Genomic DNA, 24304 nt, shown 5'->3' with positions numbered 1-24304 from the left:
GAACGGCAGGGTTCAAAGACGCCCGCCGTAATTCGTAACCCAATCAGTACATTACTTTAACCGATCCACGAGCTTGCCAATATCGCTGCTTACTTGCTGAATAAAATTCAATTGTTCAATCAGCAGCGGGTCAATGGGGGTATGGTCAGTGACCGCCGGTGAATTTGCTGTCGAATCCTGAACGGGTTTGTCGGTTGATGCGCCTAAACCATGCAGGCTTTCGGTGAGCGTAAACAACGCGCGTTTGACAGGCCGGAGGACAGTTGTTGAATAGATTTTTGCCTCGCTGGTCAATTGGCCTGAAGTGATCGTCGCAATATTGGCCGACAGGATATGGTTCAGTACCACGAATTCATAAATGAGTTTTTCGTTGCGTTGTTTGTGTTTGGGCTCCGATAACATCCGGTCGAAAGCGGCCGACAAATTGGCCGATGTGACGTACACTTCTTTCCGCACCAGTTTGTAATCCACCAGTTTGATCGTTTGCCCCGACAGGCTATCGAACAGCAGTTGTATATACCGAATATTGGCTTTCAGAACGGCCTGCATGGGTTTGCTGAGCTGGTCGGATTCCCATCGGGGGAAGAGTACATACCCGGCTACCAGCGCAATAATACCCCCCAGCAGGGTGTCAAAAAATCGTTCTTCGGCTACGCCCAGGTAACTGACGCCCAGAAAGCTGAACAGGATCAGGACAAAGGGCGTCACACAGATCACCATGACGATATAATAAGTACGCTGTGTGCTATACGTGCCTAACATAAACAGCACCATGAACCCAAACTGAACATCCCGGTTGGGAATGAAAGTCAGGACGGCGACCCCAATCAGGCCACCCGCCAATGTACCAATGATGCGTTCGATATTTCGCTGCTTGGTGAGGCTGAAGGCCGGTTTAAGAATTACCGAAATGGTGAGCAATACCCAATAACTATGGTGGCCGTAGGGGAGGAGTTTGGTGATCACATAACCAAGCAACATGGCTATGGCCACCCGAACCGAATGCCTGAACACCGACGACGTAAAGGTCAGATTATCCAGAAACGACTTCAGGTCAATTTCCTGATGGGAAACAAAGCGCCCGTACTCCAGATCCTGGTTGTTGATGGGGCTTACGGTTGGCAAATCAAGGTTCTTTTGCAGAGTGGTAACCCGCTGGCTGATCGACCGTAGGCTGACCAGCACTTTTTTCATCACCAGGGTGCTACCGCCTTCGTCGCCGAGGGCATCGATACTGCTCTTTAGTTTATCCAGCCGGGGGGTAATGTCAACGGGGGTGTAAAACGGGACGGGTAACTGGATGGCCAGTCCGATATGGTCGAGTTCGACAGAGAGCCGACGGATAGATTTGGCAATGTGCTCCAGCACGCCTGAATTGCCAAAGCGTTCCCGAATGTCGGAATAGTCATAATACATGGCAATGATCTGCTCGTACAGGTCCACGACATCCACAAATGTCAATAGCAGCAAACGGCCCGTTCGCGTCGTTTCGGCCACAATGCGCCGACTTTTAAACAACACTTCGCGTACGGCATCCTGTTTTTCGCTCACGCTGACCTGTTGCGCAATCAGCCGCCGGTAATTATCATCGAGTGATGTTGATGTATCGTAGAAGTCGGCTTTGATGGCCATGAGTTTGGCCATCTCATGAATGCACTGACCCAGTGCCTGTTGGGCCAGTCGGTACGGCTGCAGCCGCGAGGCCAGCAAGCTAATGGCACTGTACCAAACGCTTCCCGACAGCACCAAAGCACTTTCATGAATCACCTCCCGGGCATCCATGGGCCGGTCGATCATCAGGATCATAATGAGCAAGGCTGCCGTACCCACTGAGGTGGCCCGACTGCCGTAGATGGCAAACATGGAAAAGAAAAAGCCGAGCAGCAGAATCTCAATGCCCAGCGTGTAGTCGTTCATGCGGGCAAAGCCGGTGACGAGCGTGACCAGGAAGCTGATGAGGGCGCTGCTGACCATGGCATTGCGCCGATGCATCACCGGGCCGGGGGCATCGCTCAGGCTCACATTCAGCGCCCCCAGCGACATAGCCATCCCCGCCTGTAACTGCCCAAACTGCGACAGCAGCAGGGACGGCAACAGGATAGACAGCGTTATCCGCAGACCATCAGAAAAATACTGGCTAGACAGAAAATATCCGACTTGCCGACTCGGTTTATTCATACGTGAATGGCCTATGCTGACTTATAGGCGCAGTTATCAGGCCTCAAGCGGCAGCAGGCCGGTTTTGCGCTCGCCGATCTGTTGCCGCCACATGGCGTAATATAGACCCTTTTGTTCAACCAGCTCAGCATGACTGCCCGTTTCAACGATTTTACCCTTCTCCAGCACAAAGATCGTGTTGGCGTGGAGGATGGTCGAAAGGCGGTGGGCAATCAAAATGGTGATCTGTTCGTTCAATGCCGAAACGCTCCGAACGGTATCCGTAATCTCTTCTTCCGTCAGCGAATCGAGGGCGGAGGTCGCTTCGTCGAAGATTAACAAACGGGGGTTCCGCACCAGGGCGCGGGCAATGGAAAGGCGCTGCTTCTCGCCCCCGGACATTTTAAGTCCACCTTCGCCAATTTGGGTGTCCAGACCGTTTTCCGACCGGGCCAGCAGGTGATCGCAGGCGGCTTTGTCGAGCGCGTCGAGCATCTCGGCTTCGGTGGCGTCGGGTTTTACAAACAACAGGTTTTCGCGGATGGTGCCTGCAAACAAGTGCGTGTCCTGCGTGACAAAACCAATCTGTCGGCGCATGGGGTTGAACCGGATGTCTTTCGTAGAAATGTCGTTGTAATAGATCTCTCCATCGACGGGACGGTACAAGCCTACGAGCAACTTCACCATCGTCGATTTACCCGAACCCGATGGGCCCACAAAGGCAATGGTGTCACCTAACCCGGCCTGAAACGAAACCCCGTCTATGGCATTCTGACCAGCGCCCTTGTGCCGGAAAACGACATTGTCAAAACGCAGGCGTTCCAGCGGTCCCACCACAACGGGCGATTCCGGATTTTTTTCGATGGGTTTTTGCATCAGCTTATCGAAGCTGTGTAAGCCGGCTTCGGCCTCCCGATACGCCAGAATGATATTGCCCAGATCCTGCAGGGGATTGAAGATCGCCACCGAGATAAACTGCATGGAAATCAACTCACCGGTACTCAGGATATTTCTAAAGATGAGCCACAGGAGCGTGAACAGTACCGATTGCTTGAGAATATTAAGGGTGGTGCTTTGCCAGAACGAGAGCAGCCGGACGCGCTTCACTTTGAACATCTCCAGATCGAAAATGCGCCCCGTTTGTACCTTGAGTCGTCTGATCTCCGGGAACGTTAATCCCAGGCTTTTGATCAGTTCGATGTTGCGGAGTGATTCCGTGATAACGCCCGACAGCAGGGCCGTTTCGCGGTTGATGGAGCGTTGGGTCGTTTTGATCTGCGCACTCAGCAGACCCGTCAGGCCACCCAGCAGTAGTACGCCAATTAGAAAAACGGGCACCAGCGCCCAGTGTTTCGTGACGGCATACCAGACCAGAAAGCCGATGCCCACCAGCGATGAGAACAGCACATTGACAAAGGAGTTGATGAACTTCTCGGTGTCGGTACGAACTTTTTGAAGGATGGAAAGAGTGACTCCACTACTCTGGTCGCCAAATTCCTGATAGGATAATCGGAGCGTTTGTTTCAGCCCGTCGTTGAAAATATCGGTGCCGAATTTCTGAACGACCAGTCGGGTGAAATACTCCTGAAATGCTTTGGTGATGTTTGACAGAACCGCCACGCCAACGGCTATGCCAAGGAGAACTAAAACGCCCCGTATTTTCTCATCATCGGTTTTCTGTCCGGGATTCGTGGCGTATTCGTCAATAAGTTTGCCGAAAATGATCGGGTCAACGAGGGCTAATATCTGGGCGACACCAGCCAGTGTCAACGCCAGCAGGGCCAGCCAGCGGTATGGTTTGAGGTACGTCCAGAGAATGGGCATTGTCGTTAATGAGTAGGTAGTGAGTTACTGGTTAACAAGTTGTCCGGTCTTTTGCTTAGCCTTGTTAGGGCGTAGGCTAGTTTCCTTACTAACACATGAAACGATAACTCACTACCTGATAACTAAATAACCCGACGTAGGTTATAGATCGAGTTGATCAATGCGGGCCTGGTGGCGACCGCCCTGAAAGGGCGTGTCAAGCCAGATCTGAATTAATTTGAGCGCTGTTTCTTCGCTCATCATACGTTCCCCAATGGATATAACGTTGGCGTCGTTGTGCTCACGGCACAGGCGGGCCGACTCTTCGTTCCAGCAAAGACCGCAGCGAACGCCCTTGATCCGATTGGACATAATGGCTTCGCCGTTGCCCGAGCCTCCCAGCACAACACCCCGTTCTACCTCGCCGGCCGCTACAGCTTCGGCAACGGGACGGATGTAAACCGGATAATCGACGGATGGCGTTTCGGCATATGTGCCTTTATCGATAACCTCGTGCCCGAGATTGGAGAGGTAGTGTCGGATGGCTTCTTTATAGCGGAAGCCAGCGTGATCGGAGCCTATGGCAATTTTCATGATAAACGAAAGGAATGAAAAACAAGGGCCAAAAGTAGCAGAATACTAGGCCAAGATGAAACCTTAACAAAGTAAACTTGTTCGGAAAATAGACTAAAGGTAATTTGCAGCCTGTCAAGACAACCGACTATGATTCCAGCAACTAATCAGCGTCCCCCCGCTACCATACTGTTTATCTTTGGTGGCAGTGGTGATTTGAACCTCCGCAAACTGACTCCCGCACTTTATAATCTATACCTTGATAACTATTTGTCTGATCGCTTCGCGGTGGTTGGGCTGGGGAGAAGTGAGTATACGGACGACTCCTTCCGGGAGCGGCTCCTCGAAGGTGTACAGTCTTTCTCGCGCCGGAAAAATGGCCCCGAAGACATCTGGGCGTCTTTTTCTAAAACAATTACGTATTTGCAGATGGACGCTGGCGATGCCGGAGCCTACACAAAACTGAGCGATTACGTATCGACTAAAGAGAACGAATGGGGCGTACCGGCCAACATCGTTTTCTACCTTGCCGTAGCCCCCCAGCTGGTTCCCGGTATTGCTACCAACCTCGGCAAACTTCCTCTTTGCTGCGATAAATCGCGGGTTCGGATTGTGGTTGAAAAACCCTTTGGCCACGACCTTAAAACGGCCCAGGAACTGAACGGTCTGTTAGGCGGCTTGTTTGCCGAAGAGCAGATTTACCGTATTGACCATTATCTGGGCAAAGAAACGGTTCAGAATATTCTGGCCCTTCGCTTTGCCAACTCCCTGTTTGAGCCCATCTGGAATCGACGTTACGTTGCCTACATTCAGATTACGGCTTCTGAAACCGTTGGGCTGGAAGGGCGCGGGGGCTATTATGAAGGGTCGGGTGCTCTGCGCGACATGATTCAGAATCACCTGCTCCAGGTGTTGTGTATGGTGGCTACCGAAGCGCCTATCTCCTTTGATGCCAATGAAGTTCGGAACAAAACTGTTGATGTGCTGAACGCCATTCGCCGGATAAAGCCCGAAGACGTAAACGAAGTCGCGGTTCGTGGGCAGTACGGCCCTGGTCAGAAAGATGGTAAAGCCATTCCGGGCTACCGGGAAGAGGAAGGCGTCAAGCCGGATTCAAAAACAGAGACCTTCGCTGCGGTGAAGTTGTTCGTCGATAACTGGCGCTGGGAGGATGTGCCGTTTTACCTGCGTACGGGTAAATCGCTGCCCGAAAAAGCCACCGTTATCACGATTCAGTTTAAACCCGCTCCCTATTATGCTTTCCCGGACGAAGCAACGAACGGCTGGCAGTCTAACCGCCTGACGATCGGCATCCAGCCCGGCATGGATATACGGTTACGGTTTCAGGCCAAACGGCCGGGACAAACCCTTGCCATTGACCCTGTCGAGATGGTTTTCAGTTATAAAGATGCCTACGAAGGGCAAGAGCCGGAAGCCTACGAAACGTTGCTGCTGGATGTAATGACCGGCGATGCAACGCTGTTCATGCGCGCCGATCAGGTGGAAGCGGCCTGGAAGGTGGTTACGCCAATTCTGGAAGCCTGGGAAGCTGAAACGCCTGATTTTCCAAACTACGAACCCGGTTCATGGGGTCCTGAGGCCGCTGCACAGCTCGTCGAGAAAGATGGATTCGGCTGGATGATGAAATAATTAACCAGTAATCCGAAACTAGAAGTATGACCCAATTTGCCGCCCTTTTCGTGGATGATGAAAGCCTGCCCTGGGAGCCCGTGGCCGATGGTGTGAAGCGTAAAATCATGTCTTATGATGCCAACCTGATGATGGTGAAAGTAGCCTTCGAAACGGGTGGCATTGGCGCGGCTCACAGCCATTTTCATACCCAGATGAGCTACGTGGCCAGTGGGGCCTTTTCCATTATGATCGGCGATGAAACGCGCGTCGTTCGGGCGGGTGACGCCTATTATATTCCACCCAATGTGTGGCACGGTGCCGTATGCGAAGAAGCAGGGGTATTGGTGGATGTGTTTACCCCCATGCGGGAGGATTTTATCAATCAGTAATGCCGTATTTTATCGCATTACGCTGACGCAAGCTTATGCAACTGATTATCAAGAAAAATCCGGCCGACCTGGCTAAAGCAGCGGCTGATTTTATTACGAAGCGCATCAAGGACACCCTGAAAAAGCAGGATCGGTTCACGATTGCGTTGTCGGGTGGCAGTACGCCGAAAGCCCTGCACGAATTGCTGGCAAAAGCGCCCTATGTCGATCAGATTCCCTGGCTGCAACTACACGTATTCTGGGGAGATGAGCGCTACGTGCCGATTGATGACGAACAAAACAATGCGGGTATGGCCTACGATACACTGCTTGGCCACGTCTATACGCCGGAAGATCAGATCCATGTGTGGCGCACCGATCTGGAGCCAGACGAAGCAGCTGCGGACTACGACCGGGTTCTGCACACCTATTTTGGCGACAGCGGTCCTTCTTTCGACCTCGTTTTGCTCGGCATGGGCGACGATGGGCATACCCTTTCGTTATTCCCGGGTACTGAAGTTGTTCATGAACAGACTGCCTGGACAAAAGCGTACTTCCTGACCCAGCAAAACATGTATCGGCTTACGCTCACGGCTCCGATCACAAATCGGGCTTCGTGCGTAGTTTTTCTGGTGGCCGGACCTAAAAAAGCCGAACCGTTGAAAGAAGTACTCGAAGGGGAATATAACCCCGATAAATATCCATCGCAGGTAATCAAACCCGTGGATGGTGAGTTGGTGTGGCTTGTGGACGAAAAGGCAGCAGCCTTACTCAAGGGGTAACCCAGCAAACGGTACTATTCCTACATACAACAAAAAGACCCTCTTTGCGGAGGGTCTTTTTGCGTGTAAAGACTGATCGAAAGGCTTACTTAATCGAATCCTTTTTGGTTGTGTCGCTCATCATGGTCGATGTTGAGTCGGTCATTGTGGTGGTTGTGTCGGCCATCATTGTTGATGTTGAATCCGATACAGTCGTTGTCGACTCGGTCTTTGTGCTGGAGCAGGCCGTTGCCAGTGCCATCATAGAGAGAAAAAAGAACGCAGATTTTGCCATGTTCATGCTGGAATAAAAGTGGTTAGCTTGTTTGAGTCCATTAATACGCATTTGAGCGAATAGTAACCCATTTATATTATATATTCTTTGGATTTACTGGATTATATAGGAATATGTTTTGGAAAATTCCTGAAGTATGGCAAAATTTATTTTGTACCCCTACCAGGCAACAGTTGCCTGGTAGGGGATCGTACATCTGATGGCTAAATACCGTATTCGCTAAGGATCAGGACAAAAGCGAGTTTTTACCGAATCGCGTCGGCAAAAAAAAACGCGCACGTAACGAGTTACCGGAGCCTGGCGTAACTTTGCGGTCGAATGAACAGACAGCTTTTGTCTAATTTCTTATATCCTTTCGACTATTCATGGAATACCGCATCGAGAAAGACACGATGGGCCAGGTGCACGTACCGGCCAACGTTTACTGGGGCGCTCAAACCCAACGCTCCATCGAAAATTTTAAAATTGCTCAGGACATCAATAAAATGCCCCGCGAGATTATTCGGGCGTTTGCGTACCTCAAAAAAGCGGCTGCGTTGACCAACCTCGATGCGGGTGTTCTGCCAAAAGAAAAAAGTGACCTGATTGGTCAGGCCTGCGACGAAATACTGGATGGTAAACTGGACGACCAATTTCCGCTGGTCGTTTGGCAAACGGGTTCGGGTACGCAGTCGAATATGAACGTCAATGAGGTGATAGCCTACCGTGGACACGTGTTGCAGGGCGGTCAGTTGAGTGACGAAAAGAAGTTTCTGCATCCGAACGACGATGTGAATAAGTCGCAGTCGTCGAACGATACGTTCCCGACGGCCATGCACATTGCGGCCTATAAAATCCTGCTCGACGTAACCATTCCCGGTATCACGAAACTGCGCGACACCCTGGCTGCCAAGTCGAAACAGTTCATGAACGTCGTAAAAATTGGCCGGACGCACTTCATGGACGCCACACCGCTGACGGTAGGGCAGGAGTTTTCGGGTTATGTGTCGCAGCTCGATCATGGTTTACGGGCCATCAATAACTCGCTGGCTCACCTGAGCGAACTGGCATTGGGCGGAACAGCCGTAGGAACGGGCATCAATACACCACCGAACTATTCGGAAAACGTAGCGAAGCACATTGCCAGCGTAACCGGTTTGCCGTTCATTACGGCCGAAAACAAGTTTGAAGCTCTGGCGGCCCACGATGCCATTGTCGAAGCCCACGGTGCCCTCAAAACGGTAGCGGCCAGCCTGATGAAAATCGGCAATGACATCCGGATGCTGTCGAGCGGGCCACGGGCGGGTATAGGAGAACTGCATATTCCTGATAACGAGCCGGGTTCATCGATTATGCCGGGTAAAGTAAACCCAACACAGTGTGAGGCCATGACGATGGTGGCCGCTCAGGTAATGGGCAACGATGTCGCCATCAACATTGGTGGTATGAACGGCCACTTTGAGCTAAACGTGTTCAAGCCGGTCATGATCTATAACTTCCTGCATTCGGCCCGGCTCATCGGTGACGTGTGTGTGTCGTTCAACGACAAGTGCGCAGAGGGCATCGAACCCATCGAAGCCAACATCAAAAAGCACGTTGACTCATCGCTGATGCTCGTTACGGCCCTGAACACCAAAATCGGCTACTACAAAGCCGCCGAAATTGCGCAGACGGCCCATAAGAACGGCTCGACGCTCAAGGAAACAGCGCTCCAGCTCGGTTATCTGACTGAAGAAGAGTTTAACGAATGGGTGAAGCCCGAAGATATGGTGGGCAATTTATAGCTCATCAACGGGTAAAAACGAACGGTTTAACGCCGTACTTCAAAAGGCTGGTCGACATAAATGACCAGCCTTTTTTTATCCTGGACACAGAGGGTTACCCATGGGAGTGGCCCGTTCGCGAGTGTTATCCACTATCTATTCTGGGCGTGGGCACTACAGGTCTGGCCATTGTTGCGCATCTGTATCAGCTAGGTTTACGGGATGTGCGCTTCGTGATTTGCTATGCCGACGAAGCCTGGCTGCGGGCATCGCCGGTACCTGTTCGGCTTTCTGGCACCAGTGGCGGTGAGTGTTTGTGCTGAATTAGATGAGTTTATGATTGCCGTGATCGGCTTACCCAAGGTGACCGATCAACAGTTGCCGGATCAGGCGAACGACATGTTGGCCAGACTTCATCAGCACGAAAGTTCTGCTGACTGACAATACCTATTGGTAGTTACTGAAACATGGTTATAGGCCGTTGGGCGTAGTATGATAAGGATTTTGCGGGAATGGACTCCAGGTAATCCGCGAACGTCTTGTTATATAAAGCCCCCTGACGCCTGGACCGAATCAACCGCACGGCTGCTGTGCCACTTAAACCCAGGTGGGTTAGCACCAGGCCTGCCAGTAAGGCTGATCGATTATGCCCCATGCCGCAGTGACATAAAACCTGGTGGCCATTGTCCAATAAACTCGCGCCAAGGCCAGCCAGGCTATGTAGTTTTTTCAGATCGGGCAGGTATTCATCTTCTACAGGAAAAAACACGTACAGGGTCTTGTTCATGATTTCCGGAATGTTCGGGTCCAGCGAACTATCCAGATTAAAGACGGCATCAATGGTTAGTTGAGAGATAGGTTCCCAGTTGTCAATGGAAGGGGAGATGAACAAAGTACCTTCGTCATTAATTCGGTAAAGTTCCATAGAATGAATTTGCAAAATATTGGACGTTTAACCGGTTGGTTATCAATGGCATGTGCAGTGAATGCATCACAAACGGTTATAATTATACTTAAATAAGCAGTATGCAGGTGGGTACATTTAATTAAATGGTAAAAATTTAAATTAACCGGTAAAGCACCAGCGTATTTATTGATCTATAGAGAGCTTAATTAAAAAACAATTAAAAATATTGTCATCCATATATGTTTAGATAAACACGATACTCAATTCAGTATACCGTGGAGCTACGTCACTGTTATCATACTTTGAAAAATTTGTACTTTAGTTAGATAAATGACTTTCCGTATAAAGCTGATTAAAGATATATTGTGATTTCATCGTTTAAACGAAATTTGTTTAAACAAATATTGGTTATACTTTTGACACGCCCTAATTCATATGGAAACGCCATTAATCAATCAATACCACCGACTCATTAAGAACATCCATCAAACGGACGGCTATATATTTAACCATTTTGGACAAAAGCTAGCGCCCTTCGATTTGTCGGTTCAGCAGTACATCACCTTGCGTCGTCTTTCGGAGGTTTATCCCAACAGTTTGACAGCGGGTGAGCTGAAAGAAAAAATGACGGATATAAACTCAGACATGACCCGGCTGACGGATCGGCTGGTGGCGAAAAATTTGATCGTTCGGGAAGTCGACCCGACCAATCGCCGGAAAGTCAACCTGCGGCTCACCGAAGAATCGTATCGTTTTGTAGAAGCGGTAGCGGTTGATTTTAAGAATTTTGAATCGATTGTCAGCCATTTAACTGACGATGAAGTACGCGTTATGAATACACTCCTGGAAAAAATTAGAAATCGGTAAAATGAAAAAGTACGTAATAGGTGCAGGCGTATGGTTGTTGAGTCTGGGCTTAACAAACGCTCAGTCGACACCTGCTGTCATGCCACTGGATCAGGCTATTCAACGGGCCTTACAAAATAACAAAGGAATTAAACTGGCCGACACCCGAACACTGGCGGCTGAAGCACGTTCGCAGGAAGCGAAAGATCGTAGTTTACCTCAGGCCAACGCATCGCTGGCTTATTCGCGGTATAGTCTGACCGGTCCGGTCTCGTTTGGGCAGGGAAGTGATGGTAAAGCGTTGCTGACAATTCCGGCTGGGGCGTTCAACGCCATGATCGGGGGTGTTACGATCAGTAAGGAGATCTTTGGTGGGTTCGCTGAAAAGTCGGCCGAACTTTCCGCTGATTTATTAGCCAAAGCCAGCCATCTGGATGCCCAGCGGAATCGGTCTGAATTGATTTATACCGTTACCGATGCCTATTACAACATTGTTAAGCTGGTCCGGTCGACGAGTGTTATCGATCAGAACATCAAACAATTCGACGAGCGGGAGCGGGAGGCACAAAATCTGCAGAAGGAAGGTGTCGTCACCGCCAATGAGGTCCTGAAAATTCAATTACAACGGAATAATCTTCAACTGAGCCGATTGCAGGTTGAGAAGGCCCGCCAAACAGCACTTTATAATTTCAACCTGCTGCTGGGTCTGCCCGACGATCAGGCGATTACAATTGATACAACCCTGTCGAATCCGGTAGCGACGATCGAGCCACTGGGTAATTTCCTGGGGCAGGCATTACAAAGCCGCCCTGAAGTACAGGCCAATGCCCTGCGCGTGCAGTCGGCTGAAGCCATGTTGCGGAACACAAAAAGTGTTATGTATCCGCATCTGGGGGCATCGGTCGGGTATAACTATATCAACCCAACGGCTCGTATCATTCCCGAAGGTGGCTCGTTTATCAGTGCCTGGAATGTGGGTCTGGGGTTGAGCTACAACATCGGTTCCCTCTACAACATGAAGGGTAGGCTGAATACGGCAAAAACGGCTATCGATCAGGCCGATCTGCAGGGTCAGCAGCAAACCGATCAGATTCGGAGCGAGGTCGTAACAGCCTATAACAACTACCAACTGGCCCTGGAGCAGCAGAATGTTATCCGCACTGCTGTTGGTCAGGCGCAGGAAAATTACCGCCTGACCGAATCCCGTTTTCGCAATGGGCTGGTTGGCTCGACAGATTTTCTGGAAGCCAACAGCTTCCTGCTTCAGGCACAACTTAATGTGATCAATGCCACCGTGGATGCGCAACTGGCGTACCAGCGTCTGCTTAAAGCCACGGGCCACAATCTATAATTAATCTCACGTTCTGACGAACGATCCAATCATGAACAAGAAAACTTTATTCCGCGTAGGGGGCGTCATTGTCCTTGTTATTGCTCTCTTTTTTGGATACAGCGAGTTTCGCTACCTGCAACGTCACGAAACAACCGATGATGCGCAGATTGATGGTGATGTAAACCCGGTGATTCCGAAAGCCGGTGGGTATGTGAAAGCGATACGCTTTAAAGATAACCAGTTCGTTAAGGAAGGCGACACGCTGGTGGTACTGGACGACGCTGACTATAAAATTCGGGTAGCTCAGGCCGAAGCCGCTTTGCAAAGTTCGATGGCGGCTGCCGGGGTGTCCCGCTCGCAGGTGGGTGTAGCTTCGGCTACGATTCAAAGCTCTCAGGCCTCTGTATTAACGGCCCGGAATCAGGTTGCTACGGCCCAGGCCAACGTAACGGCGGCTCAGGCCCGCGCCCGTAAGGCTAACCAGGACTTCGAACGGTATAGCCGCCTGCTGGCCGAAAAAACGGTTCCCCAACAGCAGTTCGACGCCGTACAGGCTGAACGGGATGCGGCTCAGGCACAGGTACAGGCTGCCCAGGCTCAGCTCCAAACGGCTCAGGCGCAGGTAGCTGCCGCCGGTACACAAACGGGCGTGACGAGTTCACAGCGCCGGGCAACGGAAGGTCAGATCTCCGTAGCGCAGGCCGCCATCAAACAACGGCAGACGGAGCTGGATATGGCCAATCTGCAACTGTCGTACACTATTGTCCGGGCTCCGGTTTCGGGTGTAGTGTCGAAGCGGGCAGTGCAGATTGGTCAGCTCGTTCAACCCGGTCAGGCGCTGTGTTCCATCGTTGGTAACACGAGCCTTTGGGTAACGGCAAACTTTAAAGAAACGCAGCTAAAACAAATGCAGCCCGGACAAAAGGTCGAGATTGATGTCGATGCGTTCGAAGGCGATAAACTCGTAGGCCAGGTAGGCTCTTTTGCCGGGGCAACGGGTGCCAAGTTTACCCTGCTTCCTCCCGATAATGCCACGGGTAACTACGTGAAGGTCGTTCAACGCGTTCCGGTGCGTATCGAACTGGATAAAAACAGCCCGCTCTATGCTAAACTGCGTCCCGGTATGAGCGCGACAGTAGCCGTGGATTTGCAGGCAAAGTAACTCTGGAGTGGTGTCGGGTTCTCAAACCCGACACGCTCGCGTCAGCAACAGTGTCGGGTTTGAGAACCCGACACCACTTCAATCAATTTTATGAAAAAATTAGGTTTTGATAAGTGGATCGTGGTAATAACCGTTACGACGGCCGCTCTGCTGCAAACCATCGACTCTTCAATTGTGAACGTGACCCTGAACCAGATGATGGGGAATCTGGGCGCGTCGCTGGGAGATATTAGCTGGGTCGTTACGGGCTATGCAGCCGCCAGTGCCGTTATGATTACGATGTCGGGCTGGCTGACGGCCAAGCTGGGCCGTCGGAATTACTTTGCGGCATCCATCATTTTATTTACGATCGCGTCGATCTTCTGCGGTACCTCTACCAACGTATGGGAGCTTGTTTTCTTCCGCGTTGTACAGGGTATTGGTGGGGGAGGCCTGCTAACTACGGCCCAGTCCATTCTGATTCAGACATTCCCGAAAGAGGACCTGGGTATTGCCAACGCCATTTTTGGCCTTGGCGTCATTATTGGCCCGTCCATTGGTCCTACGCTGGGTGGATTCATTACCGATAATCTGTCGTGGAACTGGGTATTCTACATCAACATTCCCTTCGGTATTCTGGCTACCTTCCTAACGTATACATACATCAAGGAACCCGCCGAGAAGATGCTGGCGGGTAAGATGGACTGGCTGGCACTGATTCTCCTGGTTATGGGTATCGGTGGTTTGCAGATCATTCTGGAAAAAGGCGAAGAAAAAGACTGGTTCGATTCCCGCTTTATCGTGGGTATGTCCCTGGCAGCCGGCATTGGCTTGATTGGCTTTATCTGGCGGCAGCTAGCCGTTAAAATACCCATTCTGGATTTGCGTTTATTACGCCAGCGCCGGTTTGCGGTGGGCACGCTGTTTAACTTCATCCTGGGTTTCGGTCTGTTTGCATCCGTCTTTATTATTCCGGTTTTCTGCCAGACCATTCTGGGGTTCACGGCCAGTCAGACGGGCTTACTGCTGATGCCGGGTTCCATTGCTACGGGTATGATGATGCCCGTTGTGGGTGGCCTGATGAGCAAAAACTACATCTCACCGGTCTGGTACGCGGGCATTGGCTTCCTGCTGTTCTTCGGCTTCTGTTTTGATTTATCAGCAATTAGTCTGGCTGCCGGTCCGGATTATTTCTTCTGGCCGCTCATCATTCGGGGTATTGGTATGGGGTTGATCTTTATTCCTCTCACGACCGTTACGCTGGCCGATCTGAAGAATATCGAAATTCCACAAGGCTCGGCCTTAACGGGGATGATTCGTCAGTTGGGTGGTACTTTTGGAACGGCCATCATGACCACTTACATCTCAACGCGTACGATGTTCCATGCCTCGCGGCTGGGTGATAATGTCTCGATTTATAACCCGCTTTCGGTAGATCGTCTTCGGCAATACACTGGCTTGTTTCTGTCGAAAGGCGATGCCCTGGCATCGGCAACCAGCAAAGCGTATGGCCTCATGCAGGGTACCATGATGAGACAGGCGCTGGTAATGACCTATGCCGATGCTTTCCTCGTAATCGGTGGTTTCTTTCTGATCTGCGTACCGCTGCTGTTGTTGTTCATCGGTAAGAAAATTGAAGCACCTGCCCATACCGAAATGGTGATGGAGTAAGATTTTGAGTGTTCTATTTTGTTTCTACACGTGTGTGTGCCAGAAAGACCGGAGGATATTCTTCCGGTCTTTTTTCATTTACAACCGGTTGCCCTGGACCTGAACCCATGCTGATAGATGGGGTCATTTTCGGGAAAGGGAGATCAAGCCGTCTTAATGGCTTGTTCCGCAGGAAATTATTAAACATTTAACCGCCTGGATCAATTCTAGTATGTACAGAAGGCCGATCAGGCTGAAATAAACCTACATAAAACGACTTCGATGGCTACTTTATCCAGCATCTCCTCTCAAATACCGGCGACCCAGCCTGAATGGGTGAAGCGTTTTGCCAAGCTTGGCCTGATGGCCAAAGGAGTTGTATACTGCCTGGTTGGTTTGCTGGCGTTTATGGCTGCGTTCGAAATTGGCGGACGTTCGGAACAAAATCTTAACAAACAGGGCGTCTTTCGATTTATTCTGGCTCAACCGTTTGGACAGATTTTGCTGGCTCTGGTAGCTGTTGGTCTGGTTTGCTACGCTCTCTGGCGGCTAACGCAGGCGTTTCTCGATAATGAGCACAAAGGCACCAATGCCAAAGGCATCGGTCGTCGGGTAGGGTATGCCTTCAGCGGGTTGGTCTATGGGTTTCTGGCGTACGGTTCTTTTCGCTTGGTACTGGGTAGTCAGGGAAGTCAGGGCGGAGATAGTTCGCGTCAGACCCTCGTTCGGGAAGTACTGCAAAAACCATTTGGTCAGTGGCTTATTGGTTTCATTGGGCTGTGTATCATTGGTATTGGCGTATACCAGATTTACCGGGCTTTGTCGGGTAAATACCTGAAAAATGTGCAGACCTCTTCCATTAAAACGGAACTGAAGGCGATGATTATCCGGTCCGGAAAAATTGGATATATCGCGCGGGGAATCGTTTGGGGGTTGATTGGGTACCTATTCATAAAAGCAGCCCTGGAAGCCAATGCCAGCGAAGCGGGAGGCAGCAGCCGGGCTTTTGCCTTTCTGGAGGAAACTAGTTACGGCTCATACCTGCTTGGGGCCGTAGCGCTGGGCTTATTTTGTTACGGTATCTTTATGTTTGTCCGTGCCCGGTATGAAGTTATCAACACGAACAGCTAAGTCCCCGGGTGAGCAGCATACTCTATAGTAGGTCGTTACCCGCTATACAAAAAGTAAATACCTCATCGTTCATGCGTCGCATGTAGGAGCGATTTTGCTTCAGGTAAATCCTGCACTTTCCGAAGTAAGGTCCTACAGTCAACTTTGTAATAGGCTATCTTAATAAGACAGCTTTATATACCTACGAACGCAGGCGCTCCAATTAATACTACTTTAAACTTGTACTACTTTCATCAGGATCATAATCGAAGGGTAATTCATCCGCCATCAGTTCCCAGGCCCAGTACCCCTGATGACGCATACCACGTGGCGGCCAGAACTGCCCGTTCGCTTCCACTGTGACGGCGGACTCCAGCATCCGCAGTAAGGTCTTTTGGAACCCCTCACGATTGCCATATAGCGTTGACCGGTGCGTTCGCTGGTACTCATAGGGTTCTTTCTCTTTTGTATAGGTCACTTGAATCAAGTCAGTAAAGGCGACAACTGGCTGAAGCACCGTTGATCGAACCGTGTCTAACAAGTGCTTATAGGCAGCCATTGGTAAGGAAACCCATCGCTTTGGATTGGTTAACGACTGGACAGATACGGTTGTATCACCAGGTACACTAAGTAGTCTTATCGTTCCGCTACTGTTCTTTTGCTCGGTGACTTTCTGAATCGTAAAACCTTCCTGGGCTAACTGGCGCTTAAACAGCGCTCGCCCGAAATGCATGATTGATCCAGAGTAAGCTCTTTGTCGGTTCGCCTGCCAACGTGTAGCTTCTTGCGCATTGGCAGGGGTTAAAGGCTCAAAAACGGGATCGCCCTGATAGAAAATCAGGGCGGAGGAATTCGTGTAGGCGAAGTGTTCCAACTGAAATTTTATTCGATAACCCAATGCTCGATTTTCAACAAACAAAGGTTCCTGAGCGGAAGCCCGCAGCGTGTCATCCCGCTGAGAGAACGACAGTACCTGTGGATTAAGTAACTGACAATAGCGTGCGTTTTGGCTCCTGCCAATAAAAAAGTCGGTAAACACACTTAATTGTTTAGACCAATCGGCATCTCTGCGTCGACGGGCAGTAATAGTGATACCATCCAATTGATTGGCCAGTGGTTTAAGTATAAACCGATATTGTTTTTGTTCCTGCGTCTGGATCGTTGTTTTCAGGGTAGCGAACCCAACATAAGAGACAATTAAATCAAATTTGCCAAGGGGCACGTTCAATAGGGTGAATGTGCCGTTTTGGTCGGTCATTGTCCCTTTGGTCTTCCCGGAAAGAAAAACGTTGGCGAATGGTAAGGCTTCCTGATTGACCCCATTCCGGACTTGCCCCCGAATTGTCGTCTGAGCCCAGTTAAAATGGGTCAGTAATACTGTACAGAAAATCGTCAGAACCGCTTTGACACTCATGTTATTGCCAGGGTAATGTATCCTTGCGTAAGTACCTTCAAGTGATCCAGGCTGATGAAGGCTATAAAAAAAACTTCTTATTGACTGACCTGAGTCGATACAGGCTGAGCCGCAAAGTTCTGAACTAGACGACCAAACGGAGCACGACGTTGTTCGAACGGACGGAGCGATAGACGTCCTGCGCAACCCACATGCGTAAACAGGGGATTTAATAGATTCGCCCGGTGGTGGGGTGAATTGAGCCACTGTTTCACTGCATAGCGAGCATAAGTCGCATAACTATAGGGCTGATAAGTTTGCTTCGTCTCCGCATTGACATACTCATACAATTGACGCTGCCTGTTAAAACGGACTCCGTACCACTCGGCTGTATCAATCGTTTGGTATTGACCGATATTTTCAGCTAATCGATTAAACTGGCTCGTCTGTTTCCGAACTCGTTTGAGCAGGGTCAGATCGGCTAACTGATACAAATTTTCGTGTGCGACATAATCATACTGAATCATAGATACCGCATGGTTTCGAGCCGATAAATACAACGCGTGATCATAATGGAGTATAGCCAAACCCGCCAGACGTCGGGCTTCATTCGTAGCCTGAAATAAAGCAACATCCAGTAAGAGTGTATCCGGCTTATTTAAAACCATCTTTTGCTGAGCGATAGGTTGGGCAAAAAACGCTTCATCACTAAGCAGATAGGGGGCTAGAGGGCTGGTTGATCCAGTGAGCCACTGCCCCAAATAGAACACGATCCACCAATTCATCCCAGTTCTGTTTAAGCTTGCCTTACACCTTTCAAAAAGGGCTCAGGAACATTTATATACTAGCCTTTCCAGGCGTCTAATTCTTGGAACAGTTTCTTGACGTAAGCCTCCTTATACTACTGCATGAAGGAGCGTTAGCTGAGTTGCGGGCTTTCACTAGCTGTCCAACTGTATCAATCGCATACCATCCCGCTTACACAGGCAGTAACTGCCCTCCCTGCTGGCACCAGGCATCCCGTGTGAAGGCCTGAAAGAGTATTACTGTAGCGATACCCCGAAAGCCTGCCAGGCTTGACGTGTTATCGAACGGCATTTTGGAGACTACTTTTCAGGGCGGAGGAGCCACATTGCTTGTTTACATCTGGGCCATTTCGCGGGCGAGTCGTTGGTACTTCTCAACGGCCGCGTCTTTGCCACCCTCAAGTTCGTCCAGCTAGCCAGGGTCAACGTCAGTGGGGAAGTTCCTGGTTCCCCACAAGATGAGTGCCACTAGTATCGGGACCGTTTCAATACCTTTTTCTGTCAGACGGTAAGTAAACTTCGACTTCTTATCCGAGGCCACAGACTTGGTTAAGATGCCCTGCGACTCCAGTGCCGCCAGGCGATCGGCCAGAACATTGGTCGCCATTTTTTCCGCTGACTGCAAAAATTGTCCATAAGTAGACTTTCCTGAAAAGACTATGTCCCGCAGAATGAGCAGGGTCCATTTATCTCCCAGCACGTCGAGCGCTGTGCTGATGGGACAGGTTGACCGCTGTTTTAGCGCTTTCATAAAAAATGAATTATATTTTTACTTGCTATTTGCAAGTATTATGTTTTATCTTTGCACTTGCAATTTGCAAGTAAATATACAGGTTTTTTATTTCTTTTCATCATGATTCTAGTAACGGGAGCCACCGGTGGGCTAGGCCACCAAACCATCGACGTTTTACTCAATACCACCCCGGCCGAAGAAATCGTTGCTCTGGTGCGTGACATCAATAAAGCCAGCGACCTGGTGAAGCGGGGTGTCGACGTCCGGCAAGCTGACTACTTTGATTATCCTGCCCTGGTGCAAGCCTTTCGGGGCGTGGATAAAGTGCTATTGGTTTCCGCTGTGGCCTTTACCGACCGGGTACGTCAACACCGCAATGTCATCGATGCGGCTAAGCAGGCCGGGGTGAAGCACCTATTTTACACCAGCATCCAGCGCAGCTCCAATTTTGTGATGCCGGAGGTTACGGAAAGCGATCTGGCGACGGAAGCCTACCTCAAAGCGTCCGGCCTGACCTACACCATTCTCAAAAACGGCTATTACTTTGAAGGCCTTGGCTATTTGATTGGGAGCGAGGTGCCGGACACCGTGATACGTTTTCCGGCAGGCGAAGGTAAGATAGCGTTCGTCAAGCGGATCGAACTGGCCGCTGCCACGGCCGCTTTACTGACCAGCGAGGGGCATGACAACCAGGAGTATACGCTGGCCGGGAGTGAAGCCTACTCGTTTTACGATATCGCCCGGGAACTTTCCGCGTTAGCGGGCCGGCCCATCGCTTACCAAAGTAGCGAGCTTGCGCCCTATATTGCGCAGAAAGTATCCGCCGGTTTTCCCGACTTTGTAGCCAACTTCTTTGCCCAGTGGGGGGCCGCTGCCCAACACGGCATGCTGGGCGGGACGAACAATACTCTTGAGCGTCTGCTGGGCCACAAGCCAACTTCGCTACATGAGTACCTGAAAACGGCCTACTTTCCGGGTACTTAACGGCCTTTCGTGACGGCCAAGCCACCTGCATCAATTCACCAGTCCGGCAAGTGACTTCCCACCGGAGTTCACTTGCTGGATTTCAACCTGGCCATACGCTACTGTTTCCTCTTGCTCAACCATCCGGCGTTCAACTTTAAACTCCCATCTTATGGATTTTACCCCGAATACGCATCCAGTGGAATAAGCGAAAAGCGGTACGACATGAAATCTATACGGATTAAGCTTTTACTTGCGGTGAGTTGCTTAAGACTACTATCACCTGTCCCCTTGACGAAAGCTCAATCAGCCGTGACTGAGCAGTTACTCGACTACCATGAGTTGAAAGGAATGCTTATGAAACCTGAAAGAACTGTAGCAAGTATTTTCAGTATGAAGCGTTTCAAGCTGGTCTCAAGCAAAAAAAAGCCTGAAGGTACTCTTTATGCTTACAAGAAAGAGAATGGTGTTTCACAAGTTATAGTACGCGTTCGGAAGCGTGATGGACGGGTTACCGAGGTGGCCTGGAAGGAGAATTTAGAAACCTATGGCAACCTTACTCACGACGCCGTGAATGATGGTTTTGTCCCGGTGGGCGGCAATAGCCAGTACCACAATCGCTTTCTTCACGTGGTCCTTTTTGTTTGTCATGAACTAGCTGATGAGACTATGATCCCCTGTGTTTTAAGGATCATTCAATGAGGATGGTCGACAAAAGTACCGATCCAACGGTTTGTCAAAATGGTGGACCGAATAAACCGGCACACTGCTAAAATCAGTATCTCGCCAAAAAGAGCGATTAGTGAGTTATCATCCCAAAATTTAACGTTTCTGTAGACTTGCTAATCGGTAAGTAAGTATATAGCTGAACGTATACTACTGAAAAATAGACAGCACTGAAAGCGCCGTGGTTTACAAAAAATTCTTCCACCAGAGCTAACCCTAAAACGAATTTTTAGACGTTTCCAGAATCAAATCATCTGAAAATTCCAGAATGTCTCCTGGCTGGCAGTCCAACACTTTACAAATCGCTGCTAATGTGTCAAAACGTACACCCTTCGCTTTACCTGTTTTCAGTATAGACAAATTTACATTCGATATACCTACTTGCTGAGATAGCTCATTGAGAGACATCTTTCTCCTGGCCATCATGACGTCTAAGTTGATGATTATAGTCACTTATATAAAAGCTTCGTTTTCATTTTTTACCTCGATTGCCTTTCGGCCAAAGTAGGTAAGCATTAAGATTGACATAACTAAGACATAGATGATAAGCGAGTGAACAAAAACATGCTCACTTAGAAACATAAGGAAGTACTTACCAGCCTTTTCAAAACTGACATCTTGCTTGAAATAACGCCATGTATTCACACCAAATCTTGAGTAACTTCCTTGGAGGGTCTTGTTCCTTTTCGCAAAGCGATCCTAAATGGGCACTTGAGCATCGAAAATCAAACTGTTACGGAGTAAGTGTCTTTGAGCGACAGTAGCATGTGTTCCAAAAAGTATGCTGATGTTCATGCTCAATTGGTCGGATAGGAAAGTCGGTTCCGATCTGTATGGGGTAGGTATCCAAAAGGAAAGGCTATGCCACCAGCCGCATCAGCCAGGCGGTAAGCAGCCCGCCATACGTGCCCAAAACGTGACTCAGCACCGCCAGCAAAACGCCAACGGGTGCTAATGCGGGATGAAAAATAGAGGCTACGGCCGGAGCTGTCGACACGCCACCGATGTTGGCCTGACTGCCAACAGCAACAAAAAAGTATGGAGCGCGAATGATTCGTGCCGTAACCAGCATCACGGTAATGTGAATGAGCATCCAGATCACGGCCACCAAAAATAACCCCATATTGCCGCCCAGATTGGATAAGTCAAGTCGCATGCCGATGGTCATAATCAGGAAGTAGACGAAAAGGGTGGCGAGGTCCGTCGTTCCTAATTTTTCGAGTTTGCGTAAGGGTGTAAACGAGAGACCGATTCCCAGGGAGGTCGAGAGAATGACTACCCAGAGAAAATTTGACGTAAAGGGGTCGAGCCCGTAAGTCGTTAAGGACGCTTTATGAGGTTGAAGGGTAGTCGAAATGACATACGCCAGCGCATGGGCCAGCGCACCCCCGCCAAAGCCGAGTGCTAAAATGGTACTTAAGTCAAGGAGGTTGGCCGGGCGGTCAGGCTCTACTTTGTAAGCGATGATCCGTTGTTTTACTTCGTCAATGGAGCGGGTATCTGCCTTGAGCCAGCCATCGATTTTGTCGCGGTAGGCGGCCCCGTAAATCAGGCAGGCCGTCCAGGTCGTAGAGACTACCGCATCGACGACCAGAATAACGGCAAACAGTGCTTCGTTACAGCCGTAGATTTCTTTCAGGGCCAACTGGCTGCTGCTGCCGCCAATCCAGCTCCCCGAAATGGTGACCAGCCCTTTCCAGTACTCGTTGGCAATGGCCTGCTCGCGGAAGCCGGGGATGAGCCACATAACCAGAAAAAATGCAATGGGCGCCCCAATAATGATGCCTACCGTTCCCGACATGAACGTAATCAGCGCCTTGGGGCCAAGCCGCAGAATAGCTCTAAGGTCAGCCGTAGACGTTAATAGCACCAGGGCAGCTGGCAGCAGGTAGTTGGTGGAGACTTTATACAAGCTCGATTGCTCGCCCGAAATGATACCCAGGCTGTTCATGGCTGCCGGAAAGATGTAGCAGAGCAGCAGGGAGGGTATGTAGGTATAAGCCCGTTTCCAGAAGGGATGTTCTGACTGCGACGTTTTGAAAATGAACGTCAGTATAACCAGAAAGATGCCAAGAATAATGGCGTCGTTTGTAATGAGTGGCTGCATCAACGGCAAGTTAATGCAAATTGGAATTGTTCAGTAGCGAGGCTTTCCAGCCTCGCTACTGAACGCCTAGAATAAACTCCGTTCGATGCCCAGTTCCAGCCCCCGCAATTCGGCTAGTCCCCGCAGGCGGCCGATGGCGGTGTAGCCGGGGTTGATCTTTTTGCCGGGTTTCAGGTCGTCGAGCATGCGGTGGCCGTGGTCGGGGCGGAAGGGGAGACGGTAATCCGTTCGGCCTTCGGTTTTCCGGCGGTGCTGCTCCTCTAAAAGAGCCTTCATGACCCCGTACATGTCTACATCGCCAGTCAGGTGATCAGCTTCGTGGAAATTGCCGTCGGCGTCGCGCTGGGTGGCGCGCAGGTGTACAAAATTGATGCGGTTGCCCAGTCGTTCCACCATCCCGACGAGGTCGTTATCTGCCCGAACACCGTAACTGCCGGTGCAGAAACAGAGCCCGTTATGGCTGCTTTCGTAAGCCTCCAGGAGCTGCCGGGCATCGGCTTCGGTGCTGACCACGCGGGGCAGACCCAGAATAGGAAACGGCGGATCGTCGGGGTGGATGGCCAGTTTGATACCGGCATCTTCTGCAACGGGTGTAATTTCCTGCAAAAAGGCATACAGATTGGCACGCAGGGCCGCATCGTCGATCCGGCTGTACGTGGCCAGTACGTCGGCGAAGGCTTCCAGCGTAAAGCTCTCTTCACTACCCGGAAGCCCGGCAATGATGTTACGGGTCAACCGATGAACATCGGCTTCCGAAGCACCGTCGAGCCAGCGCTTAGCCTGGGTCAGCTGAGACTGGCTGTAGCTTTTATCAGCACCCGGCCGGTTCAGAATGTACACCTCAAACGCGCAGAATTCGGTGGTGTCGAATCGAAGGGCCGTCGAACCGTCAGGAAGCTGGAAGTTGAGGTCTGTCCGCGTCCAGTCGAGTACGGGCATGAAATTGTAGCAAACTGTGTCGATGCCCGCCTGAGCCAGATTGACCAGACATTCCTTGTAATTGTCGATATACTGTTTGACGTTGCCCGTCCGCTTTTTGATGTCCTCGTGTACGGGCACACTCTCCACCACCGACCAGCTCAGACCGGCTTCTTCAATGATGGCTTTGCGTTGCCGGATATCCTCAACCGTCCATACGTGTCCGTTCGGGATCTGGTGCAGCGCGGATACGATGCCTGTTGCCCCCGCCTGCCGAACGTCGGCCAGGCTGACGGGGTCGTTTGGGCCAAACCACCGCCAAGTTTGTTCTAATGCCATG

General features: G+C 50.5%; 23 protein-coding genes. 13 read left to right on the top strand and 10 right to left on the bottom strand.

The window, feature by feature from the left end; genetic code table 11:
• Nucleotides 1–51 precede the first annotated feature (51 nt).
• The 3 genes from ACYVK4_RS19430 to rpiB form a co-directional block, all read right to left on the bottom strand.
• Nucleotides 52–2178: an FUSC family protein gene (locus tag ACYVK4_RS19430; RefSeq protein WP_461129185.1), complete on the bottom strand. Its 2127-nt coding sequence runs from the start codon at nucleotides 2176–2178 to the stop codon at nucleotides 52–54.
• A 36-nt stretch (nucleotides 2179–2214) separates the two neighbouring features.
• A complete protein-coding gene (locus tag ACYVK4_RS19425) occupies nucleotides 2215–3981 on the bottom strand; it encodes an ABC transporter ATP-binding protein (protein WP_461129184.1) in 1767 nt (588 codons plus the stop codon).
• A gap of 141 nt (nucleotides 3982–4122) precedes the next feature.
• Nucleotides 4123–4554, bottom strand: coding sequence for a ribose 5-phosphate isomerase B (gene rpiB, locus ACYVK4_RS19420; RefSeq protein ID WP_461129183.1), 432 nt, complete (start codon nucleotides 4552–4554; stop codon nucleotides 4123–4125).
• 129 nt (nucleotides 4555–4683) lie between these two features.
• Here rpiB and zwf point away from each other — a divergent pair, with 129 nt between their 5' ends.
• The 6 genes from zwf (at nucleotide 4684) to ACYVK4_RS19390 (ending at nucleotide 9654) form a co-directional block, all read left to right on the top strand.
• Nucleotides 4684–6183 (top strand): glucose-6-phosphate dehydrogenase, encoded by a 1500-nt coding sequence (gene zwf, locus ACYVK4_RS19415; protein ID WP_461129182.1) that lies wholly within the window; start codon nucleotides 4684–4686, stop codon nucleotides 6181–6183.
• A 26-nt stretch (nucleotides 6184–6209) separates the two neighbouring features.
• Entirely contained in the window at nucleotides 6210–6554 is a 345-nt protein-coding gene (locus tag ACYVK4_RS19410) for a cupin domain-containing protein (protein WP_461129181.1), read from the top strand.
• 35 nt (nucleotides 6555–6589) lie between these two features.
• Nucleotides 6590–7315 carry a 6-phosphogluconolactonase gene (gene pgl / locus ACYVK4_RS19405; protein WP_461129180.1) on the top strand — a complete coding sequence of 242 codons (726 nt, stop codon included), beginning with the start codon at nucleotides 6590–6592 and terminating at the stop codon, nucleotides 7313–7315.
• Between the two features lie 59 nt (nucleotides 7316–7374).
• The gene (locus ACYVK4_RS19400) at nucleotides 7375–7605 is read left to right on the top strand and encodes a hypothetical protein (protein WP_461129179.1); all 231 of its coding nucleotides are present in this window, start codon (nucleotides 7375–7377) and stop codon (nucleotides 7603–7605) included.
• A gap of 349 nt (nucleotides 7606–7954) precedes the next feature.
• Nucleotides 7955–9352, top strand: coding sequence for a class II fumarate hydratase (fumC, locus tag ACYVK4_RS19395; RefSeq protein WP_461129178.1), 1398 nt, complete (start codon nucleotides 7955–7957; stop codon nucleotides 9350–9352).
• Nucleotides 9316–9654, top strand: coding sequence for a hypothetical protein (locus ACYVK4_RS19390; protein WP_461129177.1), 339 nt, complete (start codon nucleotides 9316–9318; stop codon nucleotides 9652–9654). Before fumC ends, ACYVK4_RS19390 begins: the two co-directional genes overlap by 37 nt.
• A gap of 134 nt (nucleotides 9655–9788) precedes the next feature.
• Here the strand turns inward: ACYVK4_RS19390 and ACYVK4_RS19385 are convergent, their stop codons facing one another.
• Nucleotides 9789–10256 (bottom strand): protein-tyrosine phosphatase family protein, encoded by a 468-nt coding sequence (locus tag ACYVK4_RS19385; protein ID WP_461129176.1) that lies wholly within the window; start codon nucleotides 10254–10256, stop codon nucleotides 9789–9791.
• Nucleotides 10257–10673: 417 nt separating this feature from the next.
• Here ACYVK4_RS19385 and ACYVK4_RS19380 point away from each other — a divergent pair, with 417 nt between their 5' ends.
• From ACYVK4_RS19380 to ACYVK4_RS19360, 5 genes are all read left to right on the top strand, one after another.
• Nucleotides 10674–11105 carry a MarR family winged helix-turn-helix transcriptional regulator gene (locus ACYVK4_RS19380; RefSeq protein ID WP_461129175.1) on the top strand — a complete coding sequence of 144 codons (432 nt, stop codon included), beginning with the start codon at nucleotides 10674–10676 and terminating at the stop codon, nucleotides 11103–11105.
• Between the two features lies 1 nt (nucleotide 11106).
• Complete coding sequence (locus ACYVK4_RS19375; protein WP_461129174.1) at nucleotides 11107–12435, top strand: TolC family protein; 1329 nt, start codon at nucleotides 11107–11109, stop codon at nucleotides 12433–12435.
• A 31-nt stretch (nucleotides 12436–12466) separates the two neighbouring features.
• Nucleotides 12467–13579, top strand: a complete 1113-nt coding sequence (locus tag ACYVK4_RS19370; RefSeq protein WP_461129173.1) for an HlyD family secretion protein — start codon at nucleotides 12467–12469, stop codon at nucleotides 13577–13579.
• A 90-nt stretch (nucleotides 13580–13669) separates the two neighbouring features.
• Nucleotides 13670–15229 (top strand): DHA2 family efflux MFS transporter permease subunit, encoded by a 1560-nt coding sequence (locus ACYVK4_RS19365; RefSeq protein ID WP_461129172.1) that lies wholly within the window; start codon nucleotides 13670–13672, stop codon nucleotides 15227–15229.
• A gap of 261 nt (nucleotides 15230–15490) precedes the next feature.
• The gene (locus ACYVK4_RS19360) at nucleotides 15491–16339 is read left to right on the top strand and encodes a DUF1206 domain-containing protein (protein ID WP_461129171.1); all 849 of its coding nucleotides are present in this window, start codon (nucleotides 15491–15493) and stop codon (nucleotides 16337–16339) included.
• Between the two features lie 208 nt (nucleotides 16340–16547).
• Here the strand turns inward: ACYVK4_RS19360 and ACYVK4_RS19355 are convergent, their stop codons facing one another.
• The 3 genes from ACYVK4_RS19355 to ACYVK4_RS19345 all read right to left on the bottom strand — a co-directional run bounded on the left by ACYVK4_RS19355 (nucleotide 16548) and on the right by ACYVK4_RS19345 (nucleotide 19268).
• On the bottom strand, nucleotides 16548–17732 hold the full coding sequence (locus ACYVK4_RS19355; protein ID WP_461129170.1) for a carboxypeptidase-like regulatory domain-containing protein: 1185 nt from the start codon (nucleotides 17730–17732) through the stop codon (nucleotides 16548–16550).
• Nucleotides 17733–17809: 77 nt separating this feature from the next.
• A complete protein-coding gene (locus ACYVK4_RS19350; RefSeq protein WP_461129169.1) occupies nucleotides 17810–18496 on the bottom strand; it encodes a CAP domain-containing protein in 687 nt (228 codons plus the stop codon).
• Between the two features lie 433 nt (nucleotides 18497–18929).
• The gene (locus ACYVK4_RS19345; protein WP_461129168.1) at nucleotides 18930–19268 is read right to left on the bottom strand and encodes a winged helix-turn-helix transcriptional regulator; all 339 of its coding nucleotides are present in this window, start codon (nucleotides 19266–19268) and stop codon (nucleotides 18930–18932) included.
• A gap of 102 nt (nucleotides 19269–19370) precedes the next feature.
• Between ACYVK4_RS19345 and ACYVK4_RS19340 the strand changes: the two genes are divergently transcribed.
• Both ACYVK4_RS19340 and ACYVK4_RS19335 read left to right on the top strand, forming a co-directional pair.
• Nucleotides 19371–20234: an SDR family oxidoreductase gene (locus tag ACYVK4_RS19340; RefSeq protein WP_461129167.1), complete on the top strand. Its 864-nt coding sequence runs from the start codon at nucleotides 19371–19373 to the stop codon at nucleotides 20232–20234.
• 270 nt (nucleotides 20235–20504) lie between these two features.
• Nucleotides 20505–20915 (top strand): hypothetical protein, encoded by a 411-nt coding sequence (locus ACYVK4_RS19335; protein ID WP_461129166.1) that lies wholly within the window; start codon nucleotides 20505–20507, stop codon nucleotides 20913–20915.
• A gap of 240 nt (nucleotides 20916–21155) precedes the next feature.
• Here ACYVK4_RS19335 and ACYVK4_RS19330 read toward each other — a convergent pair whose 3' ends face one another.
• The 3 genes from ACYVK4_RS19330 to uxuA all read right to left on the bottom strand — a co-directional run bounded on the left by ACYVK4_RS19330 (nucleotide 21156) and on the right by uxuA (nucleotide 24303).
• Nucleotides 21156–21392 carry a helix-turn-helix domain-containing protein gene (locus tag ACYVK4_RS19330; protein WP_461129165.1) on the bottom strand — a complete coding sequence of 79 codons (237 nt, stop codon included), beginning with the start codon at nucleotides 21390–21392 and terminating at the stop codon, nucleotides 21156–21158.
• 406 nt (nucleotides 21393–21798) lie between these two features.
• Complete coding sequence (locus ACYVK4_RS19325) at nucleotides 21799–23046, bottom strand: DUF819 family protein (protein ID WP_461129164.1); 1248 nt, start codon at nucleotides 23044–23046, stop codon at nucleotides 21799–21801.
• 66 nt (nucleotides 23047–23112) lie between these two features.
• The gene (uxuA, locus tag ACYVK4_RS19320) at nucleotides 23113–24303 is read right to left on the bottom strand and encodes a mannonate dehydratase (RefSeq protein WP_461129163.1); all 1191 of its coding nucleotides are present in this window, start codon (nucleotides 24301–24303) and stop codon (nucleotides 23113–23115) included.
• Nucleotide 24304 lies beyond the last annotated feature (1 nt).

The sequence above is a fragment of the Spirosoma aerophilum genome (assembly GCF_054782495.1).
The sequence above is the reverse complement of the archived record's forward strand: the minus strand, read 5'-3'. Positions and strand labels throughout refer to the sequence as shown.